Origin of the sequence: Pseudomonas sp. Irchel s3f10 (genome assembly GCF_900187515.1) — a bacterium.
Lineage (GTDB): Bacteria > Pseudomonadota > Gammaproteobacteria > Pseudomonadales > Pseudomonadaceae > Aquipseudomonas > Aquipseudomonas tensinigenes.
Genome location: NZ_FYDZ01000006.1, coordinates 267,523 through 292,867 on the forward strand (window position 1 = coordinate 267,523; position 25,345 = coordinate 292,867).

25 protein-coding genes are annotated in these 25,345 nt (G+C 60.3%); 2 read left to right on the forward strand and 23 right to left on the reverse strand.

Features of this window, described 5'->3' with window-relative positions; genetic code table 11:
* Nucleotides 1-3: 3 nt before the first annotated feature.
* The 8 genes from pabC to CKW17_RS16020 form a co-directional block, all read right to left on the reverse strand.
* Nucleotides 4-819: an aminodeoxychorismate lyase gene (gene pabC / locus CKW17_RS15985; RefSeq protein WP_095120579.1), complete on the reverse strand. Its 816-nt coding sequence runs from the start codon at nucleotides 817-819 to the stop codon at nucleotides 4-6.
* The gene (fabF, locus tag CKW17_RS15990) at nucleotides 819-2,063 is read right to left on the reverse strand and encodes a beta-ketoacyl-ACP synthase II (RefSeq protein WP_095120580.1); all 1,245 of its coding nucleotides are present in this window, start codon (nucleotides 2,061-2,063) and stop codon (nucleotides 819-821) included. The genes pabC and fabF overlap by 1 nt, the downstream gene beginning before the upstream one ends.
* A 111-nt stretch (nucleotides 2,064-2,174) precedes the next feature.
* Nucleotides 2,175-2,411 carry an acyl carrier protein gene (gene acpP / locus CKW17_RS15995; RefSeq protein ID WP_003175607.1) on the reverse strand — a complete coding sequence of 79 codons (237 nt, stop codon included), beginning with the start codon at nucleotides 2,409-2,411 and terminating at the stop codon, nucleotides 2,175-2,177.
* A 196-nt stretch (nucleotides 2,412-2,607) separates the two neighbouring features.
* Nucleotides 2,608-3,351, reverse strand: a complete 744-nt coding sequence (fabG, locus tag CKW17_RS16000) for a 3-oxoacyl-ACP reductase FabG (protein ID WP_095120581.1) — start codon at nucleotides 3,349-3,351, stop codon at nucleotides 2,608-2,610.
* 17 nt (nucleotides 3,352-3,368) lie between these two features.
* A complete protein-coding gene (fabD, locus tag CKW17_RS16005; RefSeq protein ID WP_095120582.1) occupies nucleotides 3,369-4,307 on the reverse strand; it encodes an ACP S-malonyltransferase in 939 nt (312 codons plus the stop codon).
* 123 nt (nucleotides 4,308-4,430) lie between these two features.
* Nucleotides 4,431-5,441 (reverse strand): phosphate acyltransferase PlsX, encoded by a 1,011-nt coding sequence (gene plsX, locus CKW17_RS16010; RefSeq protein ID WP_095120583.1) that lies wholly within the window; start codon nucleotides 5,439-5,441, stop codon nucleotides 4,431-4,433.
* A gap of 4 nt (nucleotides 5,442-5,445) precedes the next feature.
* Entirely contained in the window at nucleotides 5,446-5,628 is a 183-nt protein-coding gene (gene rpmF / locus CKW17_RS16015; RefSeq protein ID WP_003179396.1) for a 50S ribosomal protein L32, read from the reverse strand.
* A 13-nt stretch (nucleotides 5,629-5,641) separates the two neighbouring features.
* Nucleotides 5,642-6,169 (reverse strand): YceD family protein, encoded by a 528-nt coding sequence (locus CKW17_RS16020; protein ID WP_038364482.1) that lies wholly within the window; start codon nucleotides 6,167-6,169, stop codon nucleotides 5,642-5,644.
* A gap of 105 nt (nucleotides 6,170-6,274) precedes the next feature.
* Here CKW17_RS16020 and CKW17_RS16025 point away from each other — a divergent pair, with 105 nt between their 5' ends.
* Complete coding sequence (locus CKW17_RS16025; protein ID WP_095120584.1) at nucleotides 6,275-6,853, forward strand: nucleoside triphosphate pyrophosphatase; 579 nt, start codon at nucleotides 6,275-6,277, stop codon at nucleotides 6,851-6,853.
* A gap of 94 nt (nucleotides 6,854-6,947) precedes the next feature.
* On the opposite strand, the gene sppA is transcribed toward CKW17_RS16025, so the two are convergent.
* From sppA to rluC, 3 genes are read right to left on the reverse strand one after another with little or no spacing between them, the layout of a single operon-like run.
* A complete protein-coding gene (gene sppA, locus CKW17_RS16030; protein ID WP_034155357.1) occupies nucleotides 6,948-7,937 on the reverse strand; it encodes a signal peptide peptidase SppA in 990 nt (329 codons plus the stop codon).
* Nucleotides 7,938-7,961: 24 nt separating this feature from the next.
* The gene (locus tag CKW17_RS16035; RefSeq protein WP_095120585.1) at nucleotides 7,962-8,624 is read right to left on the reverse strand and encodes an HAD-IA family hydrolase; all 663 of its coding nucleotides are present in this window, start codon (nucleotides 8,622-8,624) and stop codon (nucleotides 7,962-7,964) included.
* Nucleotides 8,611-9,570, reverse strand: coding sequence for a 23S rRNA pseudouridine(955/2504/2580) synthase RluC (gene rluC / locus CKW17_RS16040; RefSeq protein WP_095120586.1), 960 nt, complete (start codon nucleotides 9,568-9,570; stop codon nucleotides 8,611-8,613). The genes CKW17_RS16035 and rluC overlap by 14 nt, the downstream gene beginning before the upstream one ends.
* Nucleotides 9,571-10,269: 699 nt before the next feature.
* Here rluC and rne point away from each other — a divergent pair.
* Nucleotides 10,270-13,509, forward strand: coding sequence for a ribonuclease E (gene rne / locus CKW17_RS16045; protein ID WP_095120587.1), 3,240 nt, complete (start codon nucleotides 10,270-10,272; stop codon nucleotides 13,507-13,509).
* A gap of 269 nt (nucleotides 13,510-13,778) precedes the next feature.
* On the opposite strand, the gene CKW17_RS16050 is transcribed toward rne, so the two are convergent.
* The 12 genes from CKW17_RS16050 to CKW17_RS16105 all read right to left on the reverse strand — a co-directional run bounded on the left by CKW17_RS16050 (nucleotide 13,779) and on the right by CKW17_RS16105 (nucleotide 25,307).
* A complete protein-coding gene (locus CKW17_RS16050; RefSeq protein WP_095120588.1) occupies nucleotides 13,779-14,375 on the reverse strand; it encodes a nucleotidyltransferase family protein in 597 nt (198 codons plus the stop codon).
* Nucleotides 14,372-15,352, reverse strand: a complete 981-nt coding sequence (locus CKW17_RS16055) for an XdhC family protein (protein ID WP_095120589.1) — start codon at nucleotides 15,350-15,352, stop codon at nucleotides 14,372-14,374. Before CKW17_RS16055 ends, CKW17_RS16050 begins: the two co-directional genes overlap by 4 nt.
* Nucleotides 15,352-17,673, reverse strand: a complete 2,322-nt coding sequence (locus tag CKW17_RS16060) for a xanthine dehydrogenase family protein molybdopterin-binding subunit (RefSeq protein WP_095120590.1) — start codon at nucleotides 17,671-17,673, stop codon at nucleotides 15,352-15,354. The genes CKW17_RS16055 and CKW17_RS16060 overlap by 1 nt, the downstream gene beginning before the upstream one ends.
* The gene (locus tag CKW17_RS16065) at nucleotides 17,670-18,140 is read right to left on the reverse strand and encodes a (2Fe-2S)-binding protein (RefSeq protein WP_003227073.1); all 471 of its coding nucleotides are present in this window, start codon (nucleotides 18,138-18,140) and stop codon (nucleotides 17,670-17,672) included. The genes CKW17_RS16060 and CKW17_RS16065 overlap by 4 nt, the downstream gene beginning before the upstream one ends.
* A gap of 312 nt (nucleotides 18,141-18,452) precedes the next feature.
* Nucleotides 18,453-19,472 (reverse strand): UDP-N-acetylmuramate dehydrogenase, encoded by a 1,020-nt coding sequence (gene murB, locus CKW17_RS16070; RefSeq protein ID WP_095120591.1) that lies wholly within the window; start codon nucleotides 19,470-19,472, stop codon nucleotides 18,453-18,455.
* Nucleotides 19,469-19,933 (reverse strand): low molecular weight protein-tyrosine-phosphatase, encoded by a 465-nt coding sequence (locus CKW17_RS16075; RefSeq protein WP_095120592.1) that lies wholly within the window; start codon nucleotides 19,931-19,933, stop codon nucleotides 19,469-19,471. Before CKW17_RS16075 ends, murB begins: the two co-directional genes overlap by 4 nt.
* Complete coding sequence (kdsB, locus tag CKW17_RS16080; RefSeq protein ID WP_095120593.1) at nucleotides 19,933-20,697, reverse strand: 3-deoxy-manno-octulosonate cytidylyltransferase; 765 nt, start codon at nucleotides 20,695-20,697, stop codon at nucleotides 19,933-19,935. Before kdsB ends, CKW17_RS16075 begins: the two co-directional genes overlap by 1 nt.
* The gene (locus CKW17_RS16085; RefSeq protein ID WP_003174668.1) at nucleotides 20,694-20,879 is read right to left on the reverse strand and encodes a Trm112 family protein; all 186 of its coding nucleotides are present in this window, start codon (nucleotides 20,877-20,879) and stop codon (nucleotides 20,694-20,696) included. The genes kdsB and CKW17_RS16085 overlap by 4 nt, the downstream gene beginning before the upstream one ends.
* A 21-nt stretch (nucleotides 20,880-20,900) precedes the next feature.
* A complete protein-coding gene (gene lpxK / locus CKW17_RS16090; RefSeq protein ID WP_095120594.1) occupies nucleotides 20,901-21,911 on the reverse strand; it encodes a tetraacyldisaccharide 4'-kinase in 1,011 nt (336 codons plus the stop codon).
* Nucleotides 21,911-22,339 carry a biopolymer transporter ExbD gene (locus CKW17_RS16095; RefSeq protein ID WP_007908223.1) on the reverse strand — a complete coding sequence of 143 codons (429 nt, stop codon included), beginning with the start codon at nucleotides 22,337-22,339 and terminating at the stop codon, nucleotides 21,911-21,913. The genes lpxK and CKW17_RS16095 overlap by 1 nt, the downstream gene beginning before the upstream one ends.
* Nucleotides 22,336-22,971: a MotA/TolQ/ExbB proton channel family protein gene (locus CKW17_RS16100; protein WP_007908216.1), complete on the reverse strand. Its 636-nt coding sequence runs from the start codon at nucleotides 22,969-22,971 to the stop codon at nucleotides 22,336-22,338. Before CKW17_RS16100 ends, CKW17_RS16095 begins: the two co-directional genes overlap by 4 nt.
* 101 nt (nucleotides 22,972-23,072) lie before the next feature.
* On the reverse strand, nucleotides 23,073-25,307 hold the full coding sequence (locus tag CKW17_RS16105; RefSeq protein WP_095120595.1) for a DNA internalization-related competence protein ComEC/Rec2: 2,235 nt from the start codon (nucleotides 25,305-25,307) through the stop codon (nucleotides 23,073-23,075).
* Between the last annotated feature and the right edge of the window lie 38 nt (nucleotides 25,308-25,345).

Consider the following 25,345-nt stretch of genomic DNA (forward strand, 5'->3'; position numbering starts at 1 on the left):
AAATCAGGCATCCAGTAGGGCGCGGGCAATGGTTTGCAGTTTACGGGTGAGCGGACCAACCGGCCAGCTCAGTGCAGCACAGGCGCGTACCGGCCAGACGCCATACACGCTGTTGCAGACAAACACTTCATCAGCCCATTGCAGCTGTTCGAGGCTGATGTCGGCGATCTGCGTGGGAATAGCCAGTGACTCGGCCTGAAACAATATTTCGGCGCGCATCACACCGGCAACGCCGCAACGTTTGAGGTCCGGCGTTATTAGCGCACCATCGCGCACGATGAACAGGTTGCTGAACACCCCTTCAATGACGCGGCCGACCTGATCGAGCATCAAGCCTTCGGCGTGCTCGCTGTCCTGCCATTCGGCACGGGCGAGAACCTGCTCCAATCGATTGAGATGTTTGAGTCCGGCGAGAAGCGGCTGTTTGGACAGTCGCGTATTGCATGGAAACAGGCGAACGCCTTGTTCAGCATGAACAGCAGGATAAGCCGCCGCAGGATTGCCTTGCAGAATACGTCGGCCCGGCGCCGCCGGATCGGGAGCATAACCGCGCAAACCGTCGCCACGGGTGAGGATGAGCTTGAGCACGCCCTCACCCATCGCTGCCGCATAGCTCAGCAGCTCATCGCGGATCGGCTCGATATCGGCCGCGATGGCCAGACGCGCACAGCCATCGGCCAGACGCGCCAAGTGCCGATCCAGCAGGATCGGCTGGCCTCTACGCACGGCGATCGTCTCGAACAGACCATCACCGTAAGCCAGGCCGCGATCTTTCAGCGACAGACTGTCAGCCGGTTGACCGTCGACCCAGCAGTCCATCAGCCTGCAAACCGGCGGAATGCCAGGGTGCCGTTGGTGCCACCAAAACCGAAGGAGTTGGACAGCACGACATCGATGTCCATGTTGCGCGCAGTGTGCGGCACGAAATCGAGATCGCAGCCTTCGTCCGGCTCATCGAGGTTGATGGTCGGCGGCGCTACCTGGCTGTTGATCGCCAGCACGCTGAAGATAGCTTCGACCGCGCCCGCCGCACCCAACAGGTGACCGGTCATCGATTTGGTCGAGCTGACTGCCAGCTTGTAGGCGTGCTCACCGAACACCGACTTGATCGCATTGGCTTCGGCGAGGTCGCCGGCCGAAGTCGAAGTACCGTGAGCGTTGATGTATTGCACTTGATCGGCGTTGATCTTCGCATCGCGCAGCGCGTTGGTGATGCAGCGTGCTGCACCGGCGCCGTCGGCAGGTGGCGAGGTCATGTGGAACGCATCGCCGCTGGTGCCGAAGCCAATCAGCTCGGCGTAGATGGTCGCGCCCCGCGCCTTGGCGTGCTCCAGTTCTTCAAGAACCAGTGCACCGGCACCGTCGGACAGCACGAAACCATCACGGCCCTTGTCCCACGGACGGCTGGCGCGAGTAGGCTCATCGTTGCGCGTCGACAGCGCACGGGACGCGCCGAAACCGCCCATGCCCAGACCGCACGCGGCCATTTCGGCACCGCCGGCAATCATCACGTCGGCTTCGTCGTACATGATGTTGCGCGCCGCCATGCCAATGCAGTGCGTACCGGTGGTACATGCGGTGGCGATAGCGTAGTTAGGTCCCTGTGCACCCAGGTGGATGGACAGAAAACCGGAAATCATATTGATGATCGAGCCTGGCACGAAGAATGGCGAGATTCGACGCGGGCCCGTCTCATGCAGGGTACGGCTGGTTTCTTCGATGTTGGTCAGACCGCCGATACCCGAACCCATGGCCACGCCAATGCGTTCACGGTTGGCGTCGGTGACTTCCAGACCGGCATTGCGCACGGCTTGAAAGCCGGCAGCGAGGCCGTACTGAATGAACAGGTCGAGCTTGCGCGCTTCCTTGACCGACAGGTATTCCTCGACATTGAAGCCCTTTACCGAGCCGCCAAAGCGGGTGGAATAGGCAGAAAGGTCGGTGTGTTCGATCAGACCAATGCCACTGCGGCCAGCCAGAATGCCCTGCCAACTGCTCGGCACATCCGTGCCCAGTGGCGACAACATACCCATACCGGTGACTACGACGCGTCTACGCGACACAGCACTCTCCTTTTTCAAATGACGACGACTTTGCATCAGGCCTAAAGAAAAAACCGCACGCCATGATGGCAGTGCGGTTTTTCCATGACAGCAAACAACGATTACAAACTATTACGCCTGGTGGCTAGTAACGTAGTCGATTGCAGCTTGTACAGTAGTGATCTTCTCAGCTTCTTCGTCAGGGATTTCGGTCTCGAATTCCTCTTCCAGAGCCATCACCAGCTCAACGGTGTCAAGGGAGTCGGCACCCAGGTCTTCTACGAAGGAAGCGGTGTTGACCACTTCTTCTTCTTTAACACCCAGTTGCTCGGCAACGATTTTCTTGACGCGCTCTTCGATGGTGCTCATACCTTGTTTTCACTCCTAATGGACAAATTCAGGCAGCTGGCCAGTGGGTAAGTGTATAGAAAGACTTTTCAGTTTTTCAACTGAAAGCTTCACTCCTCAAACCCTGCGACCCTCTGCCTATAAATAGATTGCAGCTTTATAACGGATTTTAGACAGCTCGTATGACATTTTTTTGAAGCAATCCGTCACATTTTACTTACATGTACATCCCACCGTTCACCGGGATTGTAGCCCCAGTGACGTATGCCGCACCGTCGGATGCAAGAAAAGCGACCACGGACGCGATCTCTTGAGCTTGTCCCAGACGACCCAGCGGAATCTGCGTCTGCAAGGCTTCACGCTGTGCTTCAGGCAGTTCGCGCGTCATGTCGGTGTCGATAAACCCTGGGGTTACCGAGTTCACCGTAATCGAACGCGAACCGACTTCACGCGCCATTGCACGGCTGAAACCTTCCAGACCGGCCTTGGCGGCTGCATAGTTTACTTGGCCAGCGTTGCCCATGGCACCCACTACCGAGCCAATACTGATAATTCGGCCCCAACGCGCCTTGGTCATGCCGCGCAAAACGCCCTTGGACAGGCGGAACAGACTGTTCAGGTTGGTATCGATCACGTCGTACCACTCGTCGTCTTTCATGCGCATCATCAGGTTATCGCGGGTGATGCCGGCATTATTGACCAGGATCGCCACTGGCGCACCAAACTGCTCCTGAATGCTTGCCAGCACCGCGCTGACCGATTCGTCGCTGGTGACGTTGAGTTCGAAACCTGTGCCCTGAATACCGTTTTCCTTCAGGGTCGCGGCAATGCGCTCAGCGCCTGAAGCGGAAGTCGCGGTGCCAATGACGATGGCGCCCTGACGACCCAGTTCCAGCGCGATAGCCTGACCAATGCCACGGCTTGCACCGGTGACCAGTGCAACTTTACCTTGCAGACTCATGCAAGTTTCTCCTGATTTCAGGCTTGCGCTGCGCGAGCGGCAGCGAAAGCATCTGGGGTATTGAGGTTGGAAGTCGTCACGCCTTCGGCGCAACGCTTGTTCAGACCGGCCAGTACTTTGCCCGGGCCGCATTCGACCAGATTGGTCGCGCCCTTGGCAGCCAGAGTCTGTACCGACTCGACCCAGCGCACTGGCTTGTAGAGTTGTTCGAGCAGATCACGCTTGAGGGTTTCCAGATCAGCCGGCACTTGCGCGCTGACGTTCTGAACAACCGGAATCTGCGGCGCCTGCCAGTCAATGGCGGCGATGGATTCGGCAAAACGCTCGGCCGCCGGACGCATCAGCTCGCAGTGCGACGGCACGCTCACCGGCAGCGGCATGGCGCGCTTGGCACCACGCGCCTTGCAACCTTCGATGGCGCGCTCGACAGCAGCCTTGGCACCGGCAATAACTACTTGGCCCGGCGAGTTGAAGTTAACAGCGCTGACCACTTCACCTTGCGCAGCTTCAGCGCAGGCTGCCAGCACGTCGGCATCCTCGAGACCGAGAATGGCAGCCATGCCGCCCTGCCCGGCCGGAACCGCTTCCTGCATCAGTTGACCACGGCGCTCAACGAGCTTGACCGCGTCAGCCAGCGTCAGGCTGCCAGCAGCAACCAGCGCGCTGTATTCGCCCAGGCTGTGACCGGCAACAAAGGCCGGACGCGCGCCACCTTCAGCCAGCCACAGACGCCACAGGGCGATCGAAGCGGTCAGAATGGCCGGTTGGGTTTTATCGGTTTGATTGAGCTGCTCTTCCGGGCCCTGCTGGGTCAGTGCCCACAGGTCATAACCCAGAGCCTCAGAGGCTTCTTTGAAAGTTTCGAGGATCAACGGATATTCCGCGCCCAGCTCGGCCAGCATGCCGAGGGACTGCGAACCTTGTCCTGGAAAGACGAATGCGAGGGAAGCAGACATGTAACAAGCCCCTAATGATCTTGTCGTCGGAAAATGACGCCCCACTGGGGGACGCAAGAAACTGACAGTTGGATGGCCCTTTGAACCGGGCGGTCACATTTAAGCATTGTCCGACGAAAACGCCTAAGACAACAAATCCTCCAGACGACCGTGGAGGCGTTCGGGCAAGTTCTCCTGAATCTCGATCAGCGCGCGCTGAATCGCACTCTGAAAGCCCTGAACCCCGGCCGAACCGTGACTTTTCACGACGATGCCCTGCAAACCGAGAAAGCTTGCGCCGTTATGTCGCGCCGGCGCCAGATCGGCCTGCAAGCGCTTCATCAGCGGCAACGCCAAAGCCCCCACGGCACGGGAGGCGAGATTTCTTTTGAACAACGCTTCAATGCGCGCAGCAATCATCGTCGCCAGGCCTTCGCTGGACTTGAGCAGGATATTGCCGACGAAACCATCACACACCACGACATCGGCCTCGCCGCGATACAAACCATCGCCCTCGATAAAGCCGATGTAGTTGATGCCACGGGCAGCCTGCAACAACGTTGCGGCCAGTTTGACCTGCTGATTACCTTTGATGTCTTCGGTGCCGATATTCAGCAGCGCGACGCGCGGACGATGGATGCCCAGCGTCTGCGCCGCCACCGAACCCATCACCGCAAACTGCAGCAGATGCTCGGCGCTGCAATCGACATTGGCGCCCAGATCGAGCAACTGACAATAGCCGTTCTGCGTAGGAATCGCCGCCACCATTGCCGGGCGATCGATGCCCGGCAACGTCTTCAGCACGAATCGCGAGAGCGCCATCAACGCACCGGTATTGCCGGCACTGACACAGGCTTGAGCCTTGCCGTCACGCACCAGTTCCAGGGCGACACGCATCGACGAGTCCGGCTTGCCACGCAAGGCCTGGGTCGGTTTTTCGTCCATGGTGATGACTTCGCTGGCCGCAACAATTGTCAGGCGCGCGCGATCGGCAGCCGATTGGCCGTTGATCAATTCTTCAAGAAGGGAGGGTTGACCGACGAGGGTCAGGTGCAGCGAGGGCGTAGCAGACAGGCAAGCAAGGCTGGCCTGAACAATGCTGCGGGGACCGAAGTCCCCGCCCATTGCGTCAATCGCGATGACTTGAGCGGACAAGTGATTACTCGTCGGCGCCCTTGTCGATCACTTTACGGCCACGGTATACGCCTTCTGGCGATACGTGGTGACGCAGGTGAACTTCACCAGTGGTTTTTTCTACAGACAGGGTGCTAGCCTCGAGAGCGTCGTGCGAACGGCGCATGTCACGGGCAGAGCGGGATTTTTTGTTCTGCTGAACAGCCATAATTGATTAACTCCTAAACGTTTGGGTCACGCTTTAACTGCGCCAATACACTGAACGGGTTGGACCGCGTTACCTCGTCCTCGCTCGGTTCGGGCTCATCTGCTCCCGCCGGCTGCTGGCATTCTTCCGGATGATGAGCAGGCACAATAGGCAAAGCGAGCAAAAGCTCCTCTTCGACCAGTGACTGCAGATCCAATGGATCTTCGCCCAGTTCCAGCACGTCATAACCTTTCGGTAACGACTGGGTATTCGCACCCTCCTTCACTACAGCGTAACTGCATTCGCTGTGGATCGGCAGGGTGACCAGCTCAAGACAACGCTGGCAAACCATTTTGACCTCGGTGTCGATAAAGCTGTGGATCACCACAGATTTACGTTCATCTCGCTCAAAAACGAATTTCGCCTGCACCGTACCGACATCGTCGGAAAGCGGGTCGCAGAGTCTCTTCAAATCGGCCAGCAGCAGTTCACCTTGAAGGGTGGTGCCACGGTCAGCCAATTTGCGCGGGTCAACGTGAGGTGGAATCGGGTCATTCAACATAGGCGCAGCATTATAGGGATGCACCCACCCATGTCAAAGGAAATTGTGCCCTGTCCGTCACTTGCGTGCCTCCGCTAGAATTCGCATCTGCCTCAGGAGACGCGAATGCTGCCTTTATTACTCGCTTCAAGCTCGACCTATCGCCGGGAATTGCTCGCCCGCCTGCACCTGCCGTTCGTCTGCAGCTCGCCGGATATCGATGAAAGTCATCGCCCGGGCGAGTCAGCCACCGAACTGGTCAAACGCCTCGCCGAACAAAAAGCCCGGGCACTGGCTGACAGTCACCCCGCTCATCTGATCATCGGCTCGGACCAGGTTGCCGTACTCGGCGAGCAGATTATCGGTAAGCCGCATACATTCGAGAAGGCTCGCGAACAATTGATGGCTGCCAGTGGCGCCAGCGTGACCTTCCTGACCGGCCTCGTCTTACTCAATAGCCAGACCGGCCAATGCCAGGTCGATTGCGTGCCGTTCACCGTACACATGCGCCAGCTCGATCAGGCGCGCATCGAGCGTTACCTGCGCATCGAGCAACCCTATGACTGCGCAGGGAGCTTCAAGGCTGAAGGGCTGGGTGTGAGCCTGTTTCAATCCACCGAAGGCCCTGACGCCACCAGTCTGATCGGCCTACCCCTGATTCGCCTGATCGACATGCTGCTGACTGAAGGCGTGCAGATCCCATAAAGCAAAAGATCGCAGCCTGCGGCAGCTCCTACAGGGGAATGTAAAACCCCGTAGGAGCTGCCGCAGGCTGCGATCTTTTGATCTTTACAACGAATTAACGCAACGAAGGCCCGTGGAACCCCATCCACATCGCCAACTGCTCAGCCACACTGGCACCCAGCTTCTTCGAGAAGCGGTCAAACGGCGACTCCTGAACCGTGAAGTCCACCAGCTCTTTCTCGCCGATCACGTCCCGCGCCACCGAACTGGCATTGCCCAGACCATCAATCAAGCCCAGCGGCAGCGCTTGCTCGCCCGACCAGACCAATCCGGAGAACAGCTCTGGATGATCCTTGTCTTTCAGACGATCACCACGCCCCTGCTTGACGCTATTGATGAACTGCTTGTGCGTGGTATCGAGCACGCTCTGCCAGAACGCCGTTTCTTCAGGCTTCTGCGGCTGGAACGGATCAAGGAACGATTTGTGCTCGCCCGAGGTGTACGTACGACGCTCGACACCCAGCTTCTCCATGGTGCCGACAAAACCGTAACCGGCCGCCGTCACACCAATCGAACCAACCAGACTCGCCTTGTCGGCGTAGATCTGATCCGCCGCGCTGGCGATGTAATAGGCACCGGACGCACCGAGATCGGAAATGACCGCATACACCTTGATCTCCGGATGCAGGCCGCGCAGGCGCTTGATCTCGTCATACACGTAACCCGACTGCACCGGACTGCCGCCCGGGCTGTTGATCCGCAGGATCACACCCTTGACCTTCTTGTCCTCGAACGCCGCTCGCAGACTGCCGACGATGTTGTCGGCGCTGGCCGGCTCCTTGTCGGCGATCATGCCGGTGACGTCGATCAACGCGGTGTAGTTCGGTCCGCGCGTGGCGCTTTTTTCCATGTCCATCAGCGGCGTGAACAAAATCAGCGCCACAAACAGATAAACAAATGTCAGCAGCTTGAAGAAAATCCCCCAACGCCGTGAACGACGCTGCTCCTGAACACCAGCCAGCAGCGTCTTTTCCAATAGCTTCCAGCTTTTCTGATCACCGTCGTCGGCACTTGCCTTGGCCGGTGCTTTCCATTCGTCGGTCATGCCATCCACCCCAGCAAAAACGTATTAAGCCTGCTTCTCCAGCCAGGCATGCAATTCGGAAAAACGGTCGATCGACAGGCGCGGCTCGAACTGCTGCAGCGATTCGATCGATTGCGCGCCATAACTGACCGCCACCGAATCCATCCCCGCGTTACGCGCCATCAGCAGATCAAAGGACGAATCGCCGACCATCAGCGCCTGCTCCGCACGCACACCACAATGCGCAAGGATCTGCTCCAGCATCAGAGGGTGCGGCTTGCTGGCAGTTTCATCGGCAGCACGGGTGATATCGAAATAATCTTCCCAGCCATTGGCCTTGAGCACCCGATCCAGCCCACGACGATTCTTGCCAGTGGCGACGGCCAGGTGATAACCCTGTTCGCGAAAGGACGCCATCGACTCGACAACGCCTTCGAACAACGGCGAAGGCACAGCTTCGGCAGCGATGTAGTGATCGGCGTAATACTCGCGAAACAAGGTCATTTCGGCATCGCTGATTTCGGGGTACAGCGTACGGATCGCCTCGGGCAGACCCAAGCCGATGATGCCTTTGACGGCAAAGTCATCACGCAACTCGAAACCGGAGCGCCCGGATGCAGAGTGCATCGCCTCGACGATCCGATGGATGGAATCGGCCAGCGTGCCGTCCCAATCAAAAATCAAAAGCTTGTAATCAGATGGGCGCACTCAATCGCTCCACGGTCTTGGCCCACATTTCGTCGACCGGCGCCTGCAAGGTCAGCTTGCCGCCATCGGGTAGCGGCACGGTCAGCATGTAGGCGTGCAGAAACAGCCGCTTGCCGCCCAGATCGCGGATTTCCTTGGTGAAATCCTCGTCGCCATACTTGCTGTCACCAGCAATGCAATGGCCAGCATGCAAGGTGTGCACGCGAATCTGGTGGGTGCGACCGGTAACCGGTTTAGCCTCGACCATGGTGGCAAAATCACCGAAGCGGCGCAGCACCTTGAACATGGTCAGGGCTTCTTTGCCCTCGTCATTGACTTCGACCATGCGCTCGCCGGAACGCAGATTGCTCTTGAGCAATGGCGCGCTGACTTTCTTGATCGAGGCCGCCCAGTTGCCGCGCACCAGCGCCATGTAGCGCTTGTCGACGCCATCACCACGCAATTGCTCATGGAGGTGACGCAACATGCTGCGCTTTTTGGCGATCATCAGCAGGCCGGAGGTGTCACGGTCGAGACGGTGCACCAGCTCCAGCTCCTTGGCATCGGGACGCAACTGACGAAAGGCTTCGATCACGCCGAAATTCAAGCCGCTACCGCCGTGAACCGCAATGCCGGCGGGCTTGTTGATCACGATCAGGGCTTTGTCTTCGAAGACAATCGAGGCTTCCAGGCGCTGCAGCAAACCCTGTGCAAGTGGCACCGGTTCGTCGCGCTCAGGCACGCGAACGGGCGGCACGCGCACGATATCACCGGCCTGCAGCTTGTATTCTGGCTTGATCCGACCTTTGTTCACGCGCACTTCGCCTTTGCGCAAAATGCGGTAAATCAAGGTCTTGGGCACGCCTTTGAGCCGGGCGAGGAGAAAATTGTCGATTCGTTGGCCGGCATACTCCGGCGAGACTTCAAGCAATTGAACGCCTGGAGTCGAAGGGGCAGTAGTTGTCATGCCGCGGATGATAACAATTTTTATGGAATTGAAGCACTTAATCATTGCTGCTATAGTCGCGAACGCCGCCAAAAGCGGCCTGGACAGAGGAACCACGGTCAAAAACCGGCCCTGACCAACGCAATTCACCAGGACGCGAGGCCGTCCTACGGGGCTTTCGCTACGTAACGGTGGAGTTTTCAGTTGTAACGAGCGCAGGTGACATGAGGCCTGAATTACACCGCCGAGCAGAGTTTTAACTCGCCTGGCAGGCACACATTCAAGGCCAGTTCACAAAGTGCAGTCAGCTGCAGATGACCCCGAGCGAATGCTTCGGAAACAACGCCTGAATTAGCCATGATGCGTGACCTCCCCTTTCGGAGCTCACGGTAAATGCCAACCCGCTGCGGATTCTGCGCGCGGCAGCACCCGAATTATCAGGGATACGTGTAGGGTGGAGATGCACAACCGCTGGACTGTGTAGCAATAGGCTTTATCAAGACGCTTCATCTCGTCCACAGCCGCCGGTTGATTCCTCCTCCTGACTGAGTGCTTAAGTAGCCACAGCAAGCAGGACGCGTACGTCGCTGTATCGGCCCAATTGGCCGCATATCGCTGGACACGGGAATGGCCAACCACTCCCGACGCACCTGACACCGACCGTGAGAAGTCGTGTGTGCCGAACGCCGTTTCCGGCAGCCCGGAAACCGACGGTACTACATGAAAAGAATGCTGATTAACGCAACTCAACCCGAAGAGTTGCGTGTTGCACTGGTAGATGGCCAACGCCTCTACGACCTGGACATCGAATCCGGTGCACGCGAGCAGAAGAAGGCCAACATCTATAAAGGCCGCATCACTCGCATCGAACCAAGCCTTGAGGCTGCCTTTGTCGATTTCGGCTCCGAGCGCCACGGCTTCCTGCCCCTCAAAGAAATCTCCCGCGAATACTTCAAGAAAGCCCCTGAAGGCCGCGTCAACATCAAGGACGTCCTGAGCGAAGGCCAGGAAGTCATCGTTCAGGTCGAAAAAGAAGAACGTGGCAACAAGGGCGCCGCCCTGACCACCTTCATCAGCCTGGCCGGTCGTTACCTCGTGCTGATGCCGAACAACCCGCGTGCCGGCGGCATTTCCCGTCGCATCGAAGGCGAAGAGCGCAACGAACTGCGTGAAGCGCTGAACGGCCTGGTTGCACCGGCCGACATGGGTCTGATCGTGCGCACTGCCGGCCTTGGCCGCAGCAGCGAAGAAATGCAGTGGGACCTCGATTACCTGCTGCAACTGTGGACCGCCATCAAAGAAGCCTCGCTGGATCGCTCCGCGCCGTTCCTGATCTATCAGGAAAGCAACGTGATCATCCGCGCCATCCGCGATTACCTGCGCCAGGACATCGGCGAAGTGCTGATCGACAGCGTTGAAGCCCAGGACGAAGCCCTGACCTTCATCCGCCAGGTGATGCCGCAGTACGCCAGCAAGATCAAGCTGTACGAAGACAGCGTGCCGCTGTTCAACCGTTTCCAGATCGAAAGCCAGATCGAGACCGCTTTCCAGCGCGTCGTTGAACTGCCTTCCGGCGGCTCCATTGTCATCGATCCAACCGAAGCTCTGGTGTCCATTGACATCAACTCGGCGCGCGCCACCAAAGGCAGCGATATCGAAGAAACCGCCCTGCAGACCAACCTTGAAGCCGCCGAAGAAATCGCCCGTCAGTTGCGCCTGCGCGACATCGGCGGCCTGATCGTCATCGACTTCATCGACATGACCCCTGCCAAGAACCAGCGCGCCGTGGAAGAGAAAGTCCGCGAATGCCTGGAAGCCGACCGCGCCCGCGTGCAGATCGGCCGCATCTCGCGCTTCGGCCTGCTGGAAATGTCCCGTCAGCGCCTGCGTCCATCCCTGGGCGAAAGCAGCGGCATCGTCTGCCCGCGTTGCAACGGCACCGGCATCATCCGTGACGTTGAATCGCTGTCGCTGGCGATCCTGCGCCTGATCGAAGAAGAAGCCCTGAAAGACCGCACTGCCGAAGTGCGCGCTCAGGTGCCGATCCCGGTCGCAGCCTTCCTGCTCAACGAAAAACGCAACTCGATCACCAAGATCGAACTGCGCACCCGTGCCCGCATCATCATTCTGCCGAACGATCACCTCGAAACGCCGCACTTCGAAGTTCAGCGTCTGCGTGATGACAGCCCGGAAGCCGCGACCAACCAGTCCAGCTACGAAATCGCTGCTGCCGCTGCCGAAGTCGAAGAAGTCCAGCCAGCCGCCGCGACCCGCACCCTGGTTCGCCAGGAAGCCGCAGTCAAGACGGCTCCGGCCCGCGCCAATGCTCCGGTTCCGACCGAAGCCGCCGCCCCTGCCGCTCCAGCACCGGCCCCGGTTGCCGCGCCTGAGCCAAGCCTGTTCAAAGGCCTGGTGAAATCGCTGGTCAGCCTGTTCGCCACCAAGGAAGAGCCAGCCGCTCCGGTTGTAGTTGAAAAACCAGCCAGCGAACGTCCGGCCCGTAATGAAGAACGTCGCAACGGTCGCCAGCAGAGCCGCAACCGTAACGGTCGCCGTGATGAAGAGCGCAAGCCGCGCGAAGAACGTGCACCGCGTGAAGAGCGCGCCCCACGTGAGCCGCGTGAAGAGCGTGCTCCACGTGAAGCCCGTGAAGTGCGTGAGCCGCGTGAAGCCCGTACCGAAGCTGCTCCGGCCGCTCGTGAAGAACGCGCGCCACGTGCACCGCGTGAAGAACGTGCACCGCGTGCTCCGCGTGAAGATCGCAAGCCACGTGGCGAGCGTGAAGAGCGTGTACGTGAACTGCGCGAGCCATTGGACGCCGCTCCAGTGACTGCAGACACCGCAGCCGTTACCGCTGAAGAGCGTCCGGCCCGTCAGCCACGTGAAGAGCGCGCACCGCGTCCGCCGCGTGAAGAGCGTCAACCGCGCGCCGAACAGGCCGCTGCTGCCGTCGCTGAAGAAGAAGTGAACAGCAACGAAGAGCAACTGCCGGAAGACGGTTCGGAGAACGCCGAAGGCGATCGTCCACGTCGTCGTTCGCGCGGTCAGCGTCGTCGCAGCAACCGTCGCGAGCGTCAGCGTGATGCCAACGGCAACGTGATCGAAGGTTCGGAAGAATCCGAAGCCGGCGAAAACGCTGAAGAGCCAAGCACCGCCGATCTGGCTGCTGGCCTGGCTGTCACCGCCGCTGTTGCCAGCAGCGTGATCAGCGCTCCGGCCGAAGCTCAAGCCCACGAGCAAGCTGAACGCGCCACCGCTGCTGTGCAGGAAACTGCGGCAGTGGAAGCGCCGGTTGTTGAAGCGACAACGCCAGTTGAAGTAGTTGCTGCTCCAGAAGTCGAAGTGGCTCCGGTTCAGGAAACGCTGCCTCAGGTTGAGCCTGCACCAGTAGTGGTTGCCGAGCCGGTTGTTGAAACCGTCGCTGAAACCGTGACCGAAACCGTGCGTGAAGTTCGCGAAGAGCAGACCGCTTTCAACTGGGTTGCCGAGCCGGCTGTTGCTGAAACACCAGCGCCAGTGGTTGAAGCGCCGGTTGTTGAAAAGCCAGTGCTCGAAACGCCTGCGGTTGAAGCTCCTGTGGTTGAAGAGACCAAAGTTGCCGAGCCAGTGGTCGTTGCTGAACCAGCGCCAGTGTTCGAAGCGCCAGTGGTTGCCGAAGCGCCAGCTCCAGCGGTTGAAGCACCGGCTCCAGTCAGCGCCCTGACGCCAAGCGGCCGCGCGCCAAACGACCCGCGTGAAGTGCGTCGTCGCAAGCGTGAAGAAGAGCGTCTGCAGAAGGAAGCCGAACTGGCTGCCGCTGCTGCTCCGGTTGCTGAAGTGGTCGAGGCAGCGCCTGCCCCGGTCGCTGAAGAAGCGGTTGTCGAAGCGGTGATCGCTGAAGCACCACGCTCCGTTCAGGACGCGGTCGAGCAACACCAGGAGGCCGAGGAAAAAGAGCACGAGCCTAAACCACTCGTGTAATTTCCAAAGCCGTTAAAAAGCCCCGCCTGATTATTCAGGCGGGGCTTTTTTTATGCCTCGATTTTTTGTGGTGGACTCTAGACCCAACCCCCTCACCCCAGCCCTCTCCCCACGGGGCGAGGGGGAAAGGGAGCCGATCTCCGTGTGCTTCAAGGCCGGAGTTCGACTCGAAGTTTCAGGTCGGTGTAGCTCGAAAGAACACCTCGGTCAGTCCCCTCTCCCTCTGGGAGAGGGTTAGGGTGAGGGCTTCTAAGGAATTCATACAGATCTCAAGACGAGGCAAAAACCAAAGCCTCAGGCACATCGATATCCCACAGCACACCTGGGTCATCGACGGCAATCTCCACCACCCTACCCTGCTTGAACAAAGGCCGAGCCCCACGATCGCCACTCAACGCCTGCAACCCCAAACCAAACGACCGCCCAAATCCCACCGGATGACCAAACTCGCCATCCTGCACCGGCACGCTCACCGCATCATCTGCAATGGCCGCGACCACCCGCTCAATCGTCGACGGCAGGATAAACGGCATGTCTCCAAGCACAATCAACCAGCCATCGGCGTCCGGACAAGCGGCGACACCAGCGGCAATGCTGTCCCCCATCCCGGTCGACTCAATCGAGACCACGTCACAGCCATACGCCTGCGCCATGCGCATCGCCTGCGGGCGCGCCTCAGTCGTCACCAACACACGCTTATCAAGATCGGTCGGCAGATTCACCAACACCTGCTCGATCACCGAACGCACCGCACCGTCACGTCCGGTGCAGTCCGCCAGCAACTTGTCCTTATCGGCGCCGGCCACCTGGCGAAAGCGGCTGCCCTCGCCTGCAGCCAGTACAATTACCGCAATGGATCGACTCATGCGTCCTCCAGTGTTTTCTTCTGCTTCAACTCGACACCGTTCTTGATCGCGACGATCTCTGCCAGCAAGGACAAGGCAATTTCCGCCGGCGAATGACTGCCAATGTGCAAACCGATCGGACCATGCAGCCGACCGATCGCCTGTACCGACAAGCCTAGCTGAGCCAGATTCTCCCGACGTTTCTGACTGTTGACCCGCGACCCGAGTGCGCCGACATAAAAGGCCGGCGAATCCAGCGCCGTCAGCAGCGCCATGTCATCCAGACGCGGATCATGAGTCAACGCGACAATCGCTGTGCGCTCATCGGTCTGGATGCTCAACACCGCGTCATCCGGCATGCCCGGGACGAAGCGACCGTGATGCTCTTCCCAGCCGTAGACAAATTCAGTGCGCGGATCGCAAATCAGCACCTCGAAATCCAGCAGTCGCGCCATGTCCGCCACGTAGCGTGACAACTGCCCGGCGCCGATCAACAGCAAACGCCAACGCGGGCCATAAATAGCGCGCAGGGACTTGCCGTCGAACGCCAGCGCATCGTTTTTGCTCGCCGGCGACAGAAGCACCTCACCGGTGTCGATGTTCAATTCGCGAGCGACAATCTCGTGGGCCTCGCAACGGGCCAGCAATTCAGCGACCCACGCCGGATCGCCAACGCGCTCTTCGGTCAGGCGCAACGTACCGCCGCAAGGCAAGCCAAAGCGCGCCGCCTCCTCTCGCGTGACGCCATAAGTAATCAACTGCACCGGCGGCCCGTCGGTGGCGATGCGGCCGTCGTGCAGGCGGGCGATCAAGTCATCCTCGACGCACCCGCCCGACACCGAACCGATCACCACGCCATCTTCGCGCAAGGCGAGCATGGCGCCAGGCGCACGCGGCGCCGTGCCCCAGGTCTGCACCACGCTGAACAGCACCACCCGCTGTCCGGCGCGGCGCCATTCGAGGACGCTGCGCAGAACATTGAGGTCGACGCTGTCCATTACGCCTCTGCCTTCTGCCAGCCCTGCAACTGGTAACGCACCGGCAGATTGCGAATGCGCTTGCCGGTGGCGGCGAAGATCGCGTTACACAAGGCCGGAGCAATCGGTGGCACGCCCGGTTCGCCGACACCGCCCAGTGGCACGTCACCCGGTGGCGTCACCAGATGCACGGCAACTTCCTTCGGCGCCAGCGACATGCGCGCCACTTCGTACATGTGGAAATTGTCCTGCTGCACTTTGCCGTCCTTGAAGCTGATTTCCCCCAGCACGGCATTACCCAGGCCCATCACACAAGCGCCTTCGAACTGCGAGCGAATGCGCTCGGGGTTGATCTGCGGCCCGCAATCGACGGCAATATCAGCCTTGTGCACGATCAGCGTGCCATCGTCTTTGACCTCGACTTCGATCACCGCCGCCACATAGGTGACGAAGCTGTAGTGCACCGCCAGGCCAAGACCCCGACCCTTGGGCAGTTTGCGCCCCCAACCGGCAGCCTTGGCGGCGGTTTCCAGCACGGTGCGCATGCGTCCGGTGTCGATCGGATACCGCTCGGGAGATTCACCGTAGTTCCACTCTTCGCTCAAGGTACGCGGGTCGATCTGCCGATCCGCGCCGAGCAGTTTGATCTGGTACTTGAGCGGATCTTCGCCAGCCTTGTACGCCAGCTCATCGACGAAACTCTGGATCGCGAAACCGTGGGGAATGTTCGACACCGAGCGATACCAGCCGACCCGCGTGTGCACGGTCGCTTCGGGGTTTTCCAGGCGCACATTGGGAATCGCGTAGGCCATGTTGGTGAAACCCATGCCCAGCTCGAATGCGGCTTCATGGTTCATGCCCGGCGCGAACAACGCAGTGATGCTCGGTGCCACAGTGCGATGCAACCAGCCGGACGGCATGCCGTCCTTGCCGACGCCAGCCTTCAAATACTCAGCGGACACGGTGTGGAAATACGAGTTGTGGATGTCATCCTCACGCGTCCACTGCACCCGCACGGCTTTGCCGGGAAACTCTTTGGCGAGAATCGCTGCTTCGACGACGAAATCCGGCTTCGATTTGCGACCGAAACCGCCGCCAAGCAAGGTGACATTGAACGTGACATTGTCGAACGGCAGCCCAAGACGCTCGGCAATGCGCTCGCGGGTGACTTGTGGTGCCTGACTCGGTGCCCAGGCTTCGCAGACACCATCCTTGTAACGGGCGATGGCGACCATCGGTTCCATCGGCGACTGTGCCAGATGTGGCAGATAGTAAGACGCTTCGAGCGTACTCGCGGCGCCGCTCAGGGCCTTGTCGATATCGCCGGTGTTGCGCACCACTTTGCCGGGTTTCAGCGAGGCGGCTTCCAGTTCCTTGCGATAGGCGATCGAGTCGTAACTGGCGTTCGGGCCATCGTCCCACTCGATTTTCAGCGCTTCACGGCCCTTGATCGCCGCCCAGGTATTGCTGGCGACGACTGCCACGCCGCCCAACGGCTGAAACTCCGAAGGCAGCGGCCGGCTTTCGATCTGCAGCACTTTGAGCACGCCGGGGACTTTCAGCGCGGCGCTGTCATCCAGCGATTTGACCTTGCCGCCGTACACCGCCGGACGGGCGATAGTCGCGTACAACATGCCATCGAAATGCACATCGGCGCCAAATACCGCACGACCGTTGACGATGTCGGCGCCGTCGATGGCTTTGCTGCCTTCCTTGCCGATGTAGCGAAACTCGGACGGCTGCTTGAGGCGCAGGCTGTCACGCGCCGGCACCGGCAACGCACTGGCTGCGGCGGCGAGTTCGCCATAGCCGAGCTCACGACCGGAGGGTTTATGGATGACTTTGTGCAACTGCGCGTGGCATTCGCCGACCGGCACTTTCCACTGCGCGGCGGCGGCCTGCTCGAGCATCGTCCGTGCCGCCGCGCCGCAACGCCGCATCGGCTCATACCAGTGGCGCATGCTGCGCGAGCCGTCGGTATCCTGATTGCCGAAGCGAACTTCATCACCCGGCGCCTGCTGCACTTTGACGTGAGCCCAGTCGGCTTCCAGCTCATCGGCAACGACCATGGTCAGACTGGTGCGCACGCCCTGGCCCATTTCCGATCGGTTGCACACCACGGTCACCGTGCCGTCAGCGGCGATGCTGACGTAGACCTTCGGATCATCGATCCAGCCGTTGGGCATGCCATCGGCGCCGAACTGTTTCGGCTTGTCCTCGGCCAACGCATCCTGCCAGCCCCAACTCGCCGCCAGCACCAGCGCACCGGTGGCGCCGACGCCTTTGAGGAAACCGCGACGGCTGAGATTGCTTAGGGCGAAATCATTCGGAAGACGGCTCATGCTTTCGCCTCCTTCAGATGCGTGGACGCCTGACGGATAGCGGTTTTGATCCGGTTATAGGTGCCGCAGCGGCAAATGTTGCCGACCATGGCTTCTTCGATCTGCTCGTCGCTCGGGTTCGGGTTGGTTTTGAGCAATGCCGTGGCCGACATGATTTGCCCGCCCTGACAGAAACCGCACTGCGCGACGGCTGAGTCGAGCCAGGCTTGCTGGACCACCTGCCCGACCGGGTCGGCATGAAGATTGTCGATGGTGGTGACGTTTTGCCCGATCACCGAGCCGATCGGCGTGATGCAACTGCGCGCCGGCAAACCATCGATGTGGATGGTACAGGCGCCGCACAGGCCCATGCCGCAACCGAATTTGGTGCCGTTGTAACCGGCGACATCACGAATCGCCCACAACAGCGGCATGTCTTCAGTGACATCGAGGGGATGGTCTTGACCGTTGAGTTTCAGGGTAATCATGGGCACGCCCGCATATTTTTAGTGGTTATGGGGTCGAGCAATCTGCCGCCATTGAATCGGCGGTGGTTCACGCAGATCGACTCAGGCTAATCAGGCTCTCTTGTGCCGACGCGAACGTCTGCACCGGGCCTTTGGTGGAGCAAATGACGGTTATCGTTAGCTCGCTAAGTTAACCCAGCATTAACGAAAAAGCCCTGCTGAGACAGGGCTTTTCAGTTATGAGCTTTTAGCTACAAGCTGCAAGTGAATGCAGTAGCTGGCTCACCATCAAGATTGTAGCTTGCTGCTAGAAGCTTGAAGCTCGCCGCTGCTTCAATACCGATTGGGCTCCATTTCCAGCTCGACATTGAAACGTTCTGCAATGTCTTTCTGGATGCGTTGCGCGAGGTCGAGCAGTTGCAGACCGGTCGCGGCGCCGTAGTTGACCAACACCAGCGCCTGCAATTTATGCACGCCGGCATCGGCTTCACGGAAACCTTTCCAGCCAGCGCGCTCGATCAGCCAGCCTGCCGCGAGCTTCATTTGTCCGTTCGGTTGCGCGTAGGCGACCACATCCGGATGCTGTTCTTTGATCTGCGCGACGACGGCCGCCGACACCAGGGGATTCTTGAAGAAGCTGCCGGCATTGCCGAGCACTGCCGGGTCCGGCAGTTTTTCACTGCGGATGCTGCAAATCGCGCGACTGACATCGGTCGGCGTCGGCTGCTCGATGCCCTGCTCGGTCAGGCGCTGGCGCACCGGGCCGTATTCCAGATGCAGATGAGCGACGCGGTCGAGTGCAAAGCGCACGCGCAAAATCAGCCAACGCCCCGGCTGCTGCTTGAACAGGCTATCGCGGTAGGCGAAGTTACATTCTTCGAGACTGAAATCGCGCAGATCGCCGGTCTGACGGTCCAGCGCGGTGAGGCCGGCGAACACATCCTTGATCTCAATGCCGTAAGCGCCAATGTTCTGCATCGGCGCAGCGCCGACCGTGCCGGGAATCAGGCTGAGGTTTTCCAGTCCGGAAAAACCCTGCGCCAGGGTGTATTGCACAAAGGGGTGCCACGGCTCGCCGGCCTCAGCTTCGATCACCACGCGGCTGCCGTCATCGCTGATCACACGAATCCCTCGCGTCGCCATGCGCAAGACCAGCGCCGGGATATCCGCAGTCAGCAGCAAGTTGCTGCCCCCGCCGATCACCAGCAACGGCACGTCGTGCGCGGTGGCATACGCCAGCGCTTCACGAACATCGGCATCGCTATGGGCTTCGGCGAACAGTTGCGCGCGCACATCCACGCCAAAACTGTTGAACGGTTTCAGGGAAACCTGCGGTTGCACCTGCAAACTCATAACCGGCCCTTCACTTCGATAAGCAGTTGGTCGCAAGCCGCTTCGATCAGATCCAGCACCTGCTCGAAACCCTGATCGCCGTCGTAATACGGATCCGGCACTTCATCAACCACCCCGGCATAACGACGCAGGAACAAATCCAGCTCGGCTTTGCCGGTGGACGGCTGCAACGCCTTGAGGTTGCGCAGGTTACTGTTGTCCATCGCCAGAATCAGATCATAACTGGCGAAATCGGCACGGCTGACCTGCTGCGCGCGTTGCGCCGACAGGTCATAGCCGCGCATTTTGGCCGCGGCCTGGCTGCGTTTGTCCGGCGGGTTGCCGACGTGCCAGTCACCGGTGCCGGCGGAAGCCACTTCGACCTGATCCGCCAGCCCCGCTTCACGCAGTTTGTGCCGCAATACGCCTTCGGCCGTGGGCGAACGGCAAATGTTGCCCAGGCACACAAACAGAACGCGCATCAGGCCCCCAGCAGGCGACGAACGCGCTCAAGGTCTTCGGCAGTGTCGACGCCGGTTGGCGGCGCGATCAGCGCATCGGCGACATGAATGCGTACGCCGTGCCACAGGGCACGCAGTTGTTCGAGCGATTCAGTGTTTTCCAGCCAGCACGGGCCCCAGCTCACAAAATCGTGAAGGAAACCGGCGCGGTAGGCATAAATGCCGATGTGACGACGGTACGGCACGCCTTCAGGCAATTGCTCGCGGCTCTTGGCAAAGGCATCGCGCGCCCACGGCAAGGTCGCACGGCTGAAGGTCAGCGCCAAACCGTTAAGGTCGCTGACGACCTTGACCACGTTCGGGTTGAACAGGGTTTCCACGTCCTCAATCGGCTCGGCCAGCGTGGCCATGCGCGCTTCGGTGTGGGCGGCCAGATTGGCGGCAACCTGATCGATCACGCTCGGTGGGATCAGTGGCTCGTCGCCCTGTACGTTGACCACAATCGCGTCGGGCTCAAGGCCCAGTTTCGCCGCGACTTCGGCCAGACGGTCGGTGCCGGAGTTATGATCTTCACGGGTCAGCACGACTTCGGCGCCAAAGGCCTGGCAGGCCTCGACGATGCGCGCATCGTCAGTGGCAACCACCACACGAGTGGCGCTGCTTTTGCTCGCCTGTTCCCAGACGTGCTGGATCATCGGCTTGCCGGCGATATCCAGCAGCGGTTTGCCCGGCAAACGGGTCGAGGCGAAACGCGACGGGATGACAACGGTGAAGGCAGTGGTCATTTATCCAGACGCTCGTCGGTGGTCAGGGTGCGGGCTTCGCTTTCGAGCATCACCGGGATGCCGTCGCGGATCGGGTACGCCAGACCGGCGCCCTTGCTGATCAGTTCGGTCTTGTCGGCGCTGAGCTTGAGCGGGCCTTTGCAGATCGGGCACGCGAGGATGTCGAGCAATTTGGTGTCCATGAACATTCCCTGAGTAAAGAGTTAAGGCAAAAGCCGATCGGGTAACAGGCGCATCAGCTGTGTGTCGAACCAGGTCACGAAGGCCGGCGACGGCACGGCATCGACCGCCAGATACCACCAGTCGGCAGCAGCGAAGGCACGGCACTTCACCGCGTCCTTTTCGGTCATCACCAATGGCAATGACGGTGTGAAATTCAAGGCCTGCACGCTGTATTCAGCGTGGTCGGCAAACCCATGGGGAACTGCGCGCCAGTCTAGCGCTTCGAGGGTATTGAAGAAACGTTGCGGATTGCCGATCCCGGCGACGGCGTGGACGCTCTGACCCGGCGGAAAATGCCCGAGCGATTTGCGCTCGCCACTGCGCAGATTGACCAGCGCGGTAGGTTGCAGACGAAAAGCGAAACCGTCGTCGCGATCTTCGGTGGCACCGTTGAACAGCACGCCGTCGACGCTTTGCAGGCGTTCGATCGGCTCGCGCAAAGGCCCGGCGGGCAGGCAACGCTTGTTGCCGAAGCCGCGAGCGGCGTCGATCAACACCAGCTCCAGATCCCGCGCCAGACGATAATGCTGCATGCCGTCATCGGAGAGGATCAGATCCAGCGGTTCGCTGGCGAGCAAGGCTTTGACGGCGGCACTGCGATCGGGGTCGATCATCAGCGGCACGCCGGTGCGCTGGACGATCAGCAGCGGTTCGTCGCCGGCGATATCGGCGGTTTGATCGGCTTCAACACGCCACGGCAGCTGTGGTGGTTTGGCACCGTAGCCACGGCTGACCACGCCGACACGCAAACCGCTGCGTCGGCAATGTTCGATCAACCAGAGAATCATCGGCGTCTTGCCGGTGCCTCCCACAGTGATATTGCCAACCACGATCAACGGCACCGGCGACTGATAAATCTCGCCTTCACCGTCGAGAAAGCGCTGGCGTTTACCCACCACCACGCGACGATAGAGCATTTCCAGCGGCCGCAGCAGCGTCAGGGCCGGGTGCCCCTGATACCACGCGGCGAGCAAACGATCGGACAGGCTCATCAGGATTTGGGCGCCGCCTCGACCGTGGTCATGCGCAGATGGCTGAAACCGAGCTTGCCGGCCGCGTCCATGGCGGTGATCACGGATTGATGCTGCGTCTTGCCGTCAGCACTGATCGACAACGGCATGTTGGTGTCACCGTTGGATTCTTTCTGCATGGCTTCCATCAGGGTCGCCAGGTCATTCTTCGGCAGAATCTTGTTGTTCACCGAAAACACGCCTTCAGCGCTGATAGCCACGTCAATCTGCTTGAGTTGCTGGTCTTCGGCCGGTGAGCCGCTGACCGCTTCCGGCAAATCGACACGCAACTGGGTTTCGCGGGTAAACGTGGTGGTCACGACGAAAAACAGCAGCAGAATAAACACCACGTCGATCAGCGACGCGAGGTTGATATCGATGGTTTCCCGAGGCTTGCGACGGAATTTCACGCGCGGCCCTCGGCCAGATCGACGTCACGGTCGCCCTGCACCACTTCAACCAGTTTGATCGCTTCCTGTTCCATGCCCACCACCAGCTCATCGATGCGGCGTTGCAGGAACCGGTGGAAGAACACCGCCGGAATACCGACCATCAGGCCTGCCGCAGTGGTGATCAACGCTTTGGAAATACCACCGGCCAATACCGAGGCGTTGGTGGTCATGCCTGAGCCAGTGAAGGCGCTGAAAATGTCGATCATGCCTAACACGGTGCCCAGCAGACCGAGCAACGGCGACATGGCGGCAATCGTGCCCAGCGCGTTAACGTAGCGCTCGAGTTCATGAATGACCCGGGCGGCGGCCTCTTCGATGCACTCTTTCATGATCTCGCGACCATGCTTGGAGTTGGCCAGACCGGCGGCGAGGATTTCCCCCAGCGGCGAATTGGCGCGCAATTCCTTGAGTTTTTCTTTATTGAGCTGCTTGTCCTTGATCCAGACCCAGACCTGACCCAACAGATGCTCGGGGGTGACGCGACTGGCGCGCAGGGTCCACAGGCGCTCGGCGACGATCGCCATGGCCGCGATGGAGCTCAGAATGATCGGCAACATCATCCAGCCGCCGGATTTGACCAATTCCCACACAGTGACAGTCCCCTCGAAAAAGTGCGCCACTTTACCATACCGATCCGCGATTAAGACCCGCCGCTCCGACGACCGTGATGTGGCATCCATGCTGGCACCGATCAACGGGCGAGTGCCGGCGGATCGCGCCAGAAACGCCGCTGTTGACGCATCGTCCACGGCGGTTTGAAGCGGCCCAGTTGCAGATGAATGGCGCCCTGCTCGGCGCTGTCGTAAATGCGCAGGCCCTGTTTCCGATAACGCGCGAGCACGGTTGGGTGGGGATGGCCAAATGAATTGCCATGACCTCGCGAAATCAGCACGGACTCTGGCTTCAAGACGTTAAGCAGCGCCATTGACGATGAACTGCGGCTGCCATGATGAGGCGCTTGCAGCCATTGCGTCGGCACGGCCAGTGGACTGTCGAGGAGGACGCGTTCGGCGTGGGTGTCGATGTCGCCGGTCAGCAGCAGGCGCTCGCCATTAGCCTCGATCTGCAACACGCAGGAACGCTGATTGCTGTCGTGAGCGTCCGCCCACTGCCAGAGTTGAAAACGCACGCCGTCCCATTGCCATTGCTGCCCACTAGCGCAGGCTTCGGCGCCCAATTGAGCGGGCAGTCCCGCCGGGTCGCCGCTTATCACTTGATCGACGGTCAAACCACGAGTGATCGCCAAAGCGCCGCCAGCGTGATCGGCGTCCGCATGGCTGAGCAGCATCAAATCGAGTTTTTCCACATTGAGTTTGCGCAACGCGGGCAGCACCACCCGCTCGCCGAGATCGAAATCGCCAAAACGCGGCCCGGCGTCATACAGCAGCGCGTAATGACGGGTGCGGATCAGAATGGCCAGGCCTTGACCAACATCGAGTTGCCAGATATCGGCCCCCCCTTCATCCAGGCGCTCGCGTGGCGGCACAACCAATAGCAACAGCAATGGCCAGCCCAGCGCACGCATCGGCACGCCGCGCGGCAACAGCAACAACACGGCACCGAGGCTGCCGAGCAACCAGACCCAGCCCGGCACGGCGGCGGCTGTCCATGCCGGCCACTGCCCGGCAATCACCGCCAAAGCGCGAAACAGCGCCTCGATCAAACCGCCGGCCAGCCACAAAAGACCTTCCCCGACATGCGGCACCGGCAACATCAGCGTGCCGAGCAGTGCCGGCGGCAACACCACGAGGCTGACCCAAGGCACCGCCAACAGATTTGCCAATGGCCCGCTCAGGCTGATCGGCAGATTCAGTGCCAGCAACACCGGGCACAGACCGATGGCTATCAACCATTGCGCCCGCGTCCAGGTTTGCCACCAACGCCACCCGCCCAAGCGGCCACCAAAGGTAAAAATCAACACTGCTACGGCCGTAAAGGACAACCAGAAGCCGGGGCGCAGGCTGGCCAAGGGATCGAGCAAGAGCACTGCATTGAATGCCAGCAGCAACGGCCACCACGCACCGAGATGGCGAAAGCGCAGGCGCCACAACAGTACCAGCCCGACCATCACGCAGGCGCGCTGTACCGGCACGTCGAAACCGGCAAGGAGGCCATAACCGAGCGCAGCCGCGAATGCCAGGCCGCAGGCCCACGGCAGCCAGGGCCAGCGCAGCGGCCACAGGCCAAAGCGGGCCAAGCCGGCGACCAGCATGTACATCACCGCCGCCAGCAAGCCAATGTGCTGACCGGAAATCACCAGCAAGTGCACGGTGCCGGTATCCTGCAAAATCTGCCAGTCCTCACGACTGAGTCCCGAGCCATCGCCCAGCACCAGCGCCGCCAATGCCCCGCCCCGCCCCTGTGCGTCCACCTCGAGCAAACGCTGCCGAATACTGTCGCGCCAGGCCCAACGTGCCTCGCTCAGGCGTTGGCCGTCCTTGATCGTGCCGGTCGCACCGATGCGTTGCGCCAGTAGCCACGCCTCGTAATCGAAAGCGTCCGGATTGAGCAAACCACCCGCAAGCTTGAGCTTGACCGCCAGACGCCAGCGCTCGCCGCTGTTGACCGGCGGCCCGCCGTACCAGGCCAGGCGCATCAGCGGTGGCAGTTTTTCGTGACGGGAGAGTGCATCAGCCAATTCGAAACGCACCACGCCGTCGCTGTTCTGCGGCAACCCGACCACCCGCCCTTCAACCCACCGGGTTTCGCCATCCAGCCCGGCCGGCAAGCGATCATTCAACGCCCACTGCGCACCGACACTGGCCCACGTGAAGCCAAACAGCAGAAACGCCAACGGATAGCTGCGAAACGGCAGCAACATCAAAGCCACGACCGGCAATAACAGCAGCAACCAGACCGGCGGTAATGCCGACATAAAAACCGGGGCCAGCAGACCGACTGCCAGCGCCATCATCCCTGTGCGCATAAGCCCGTCCTTGAGAGTTCCACACTTAGGCATAGCGG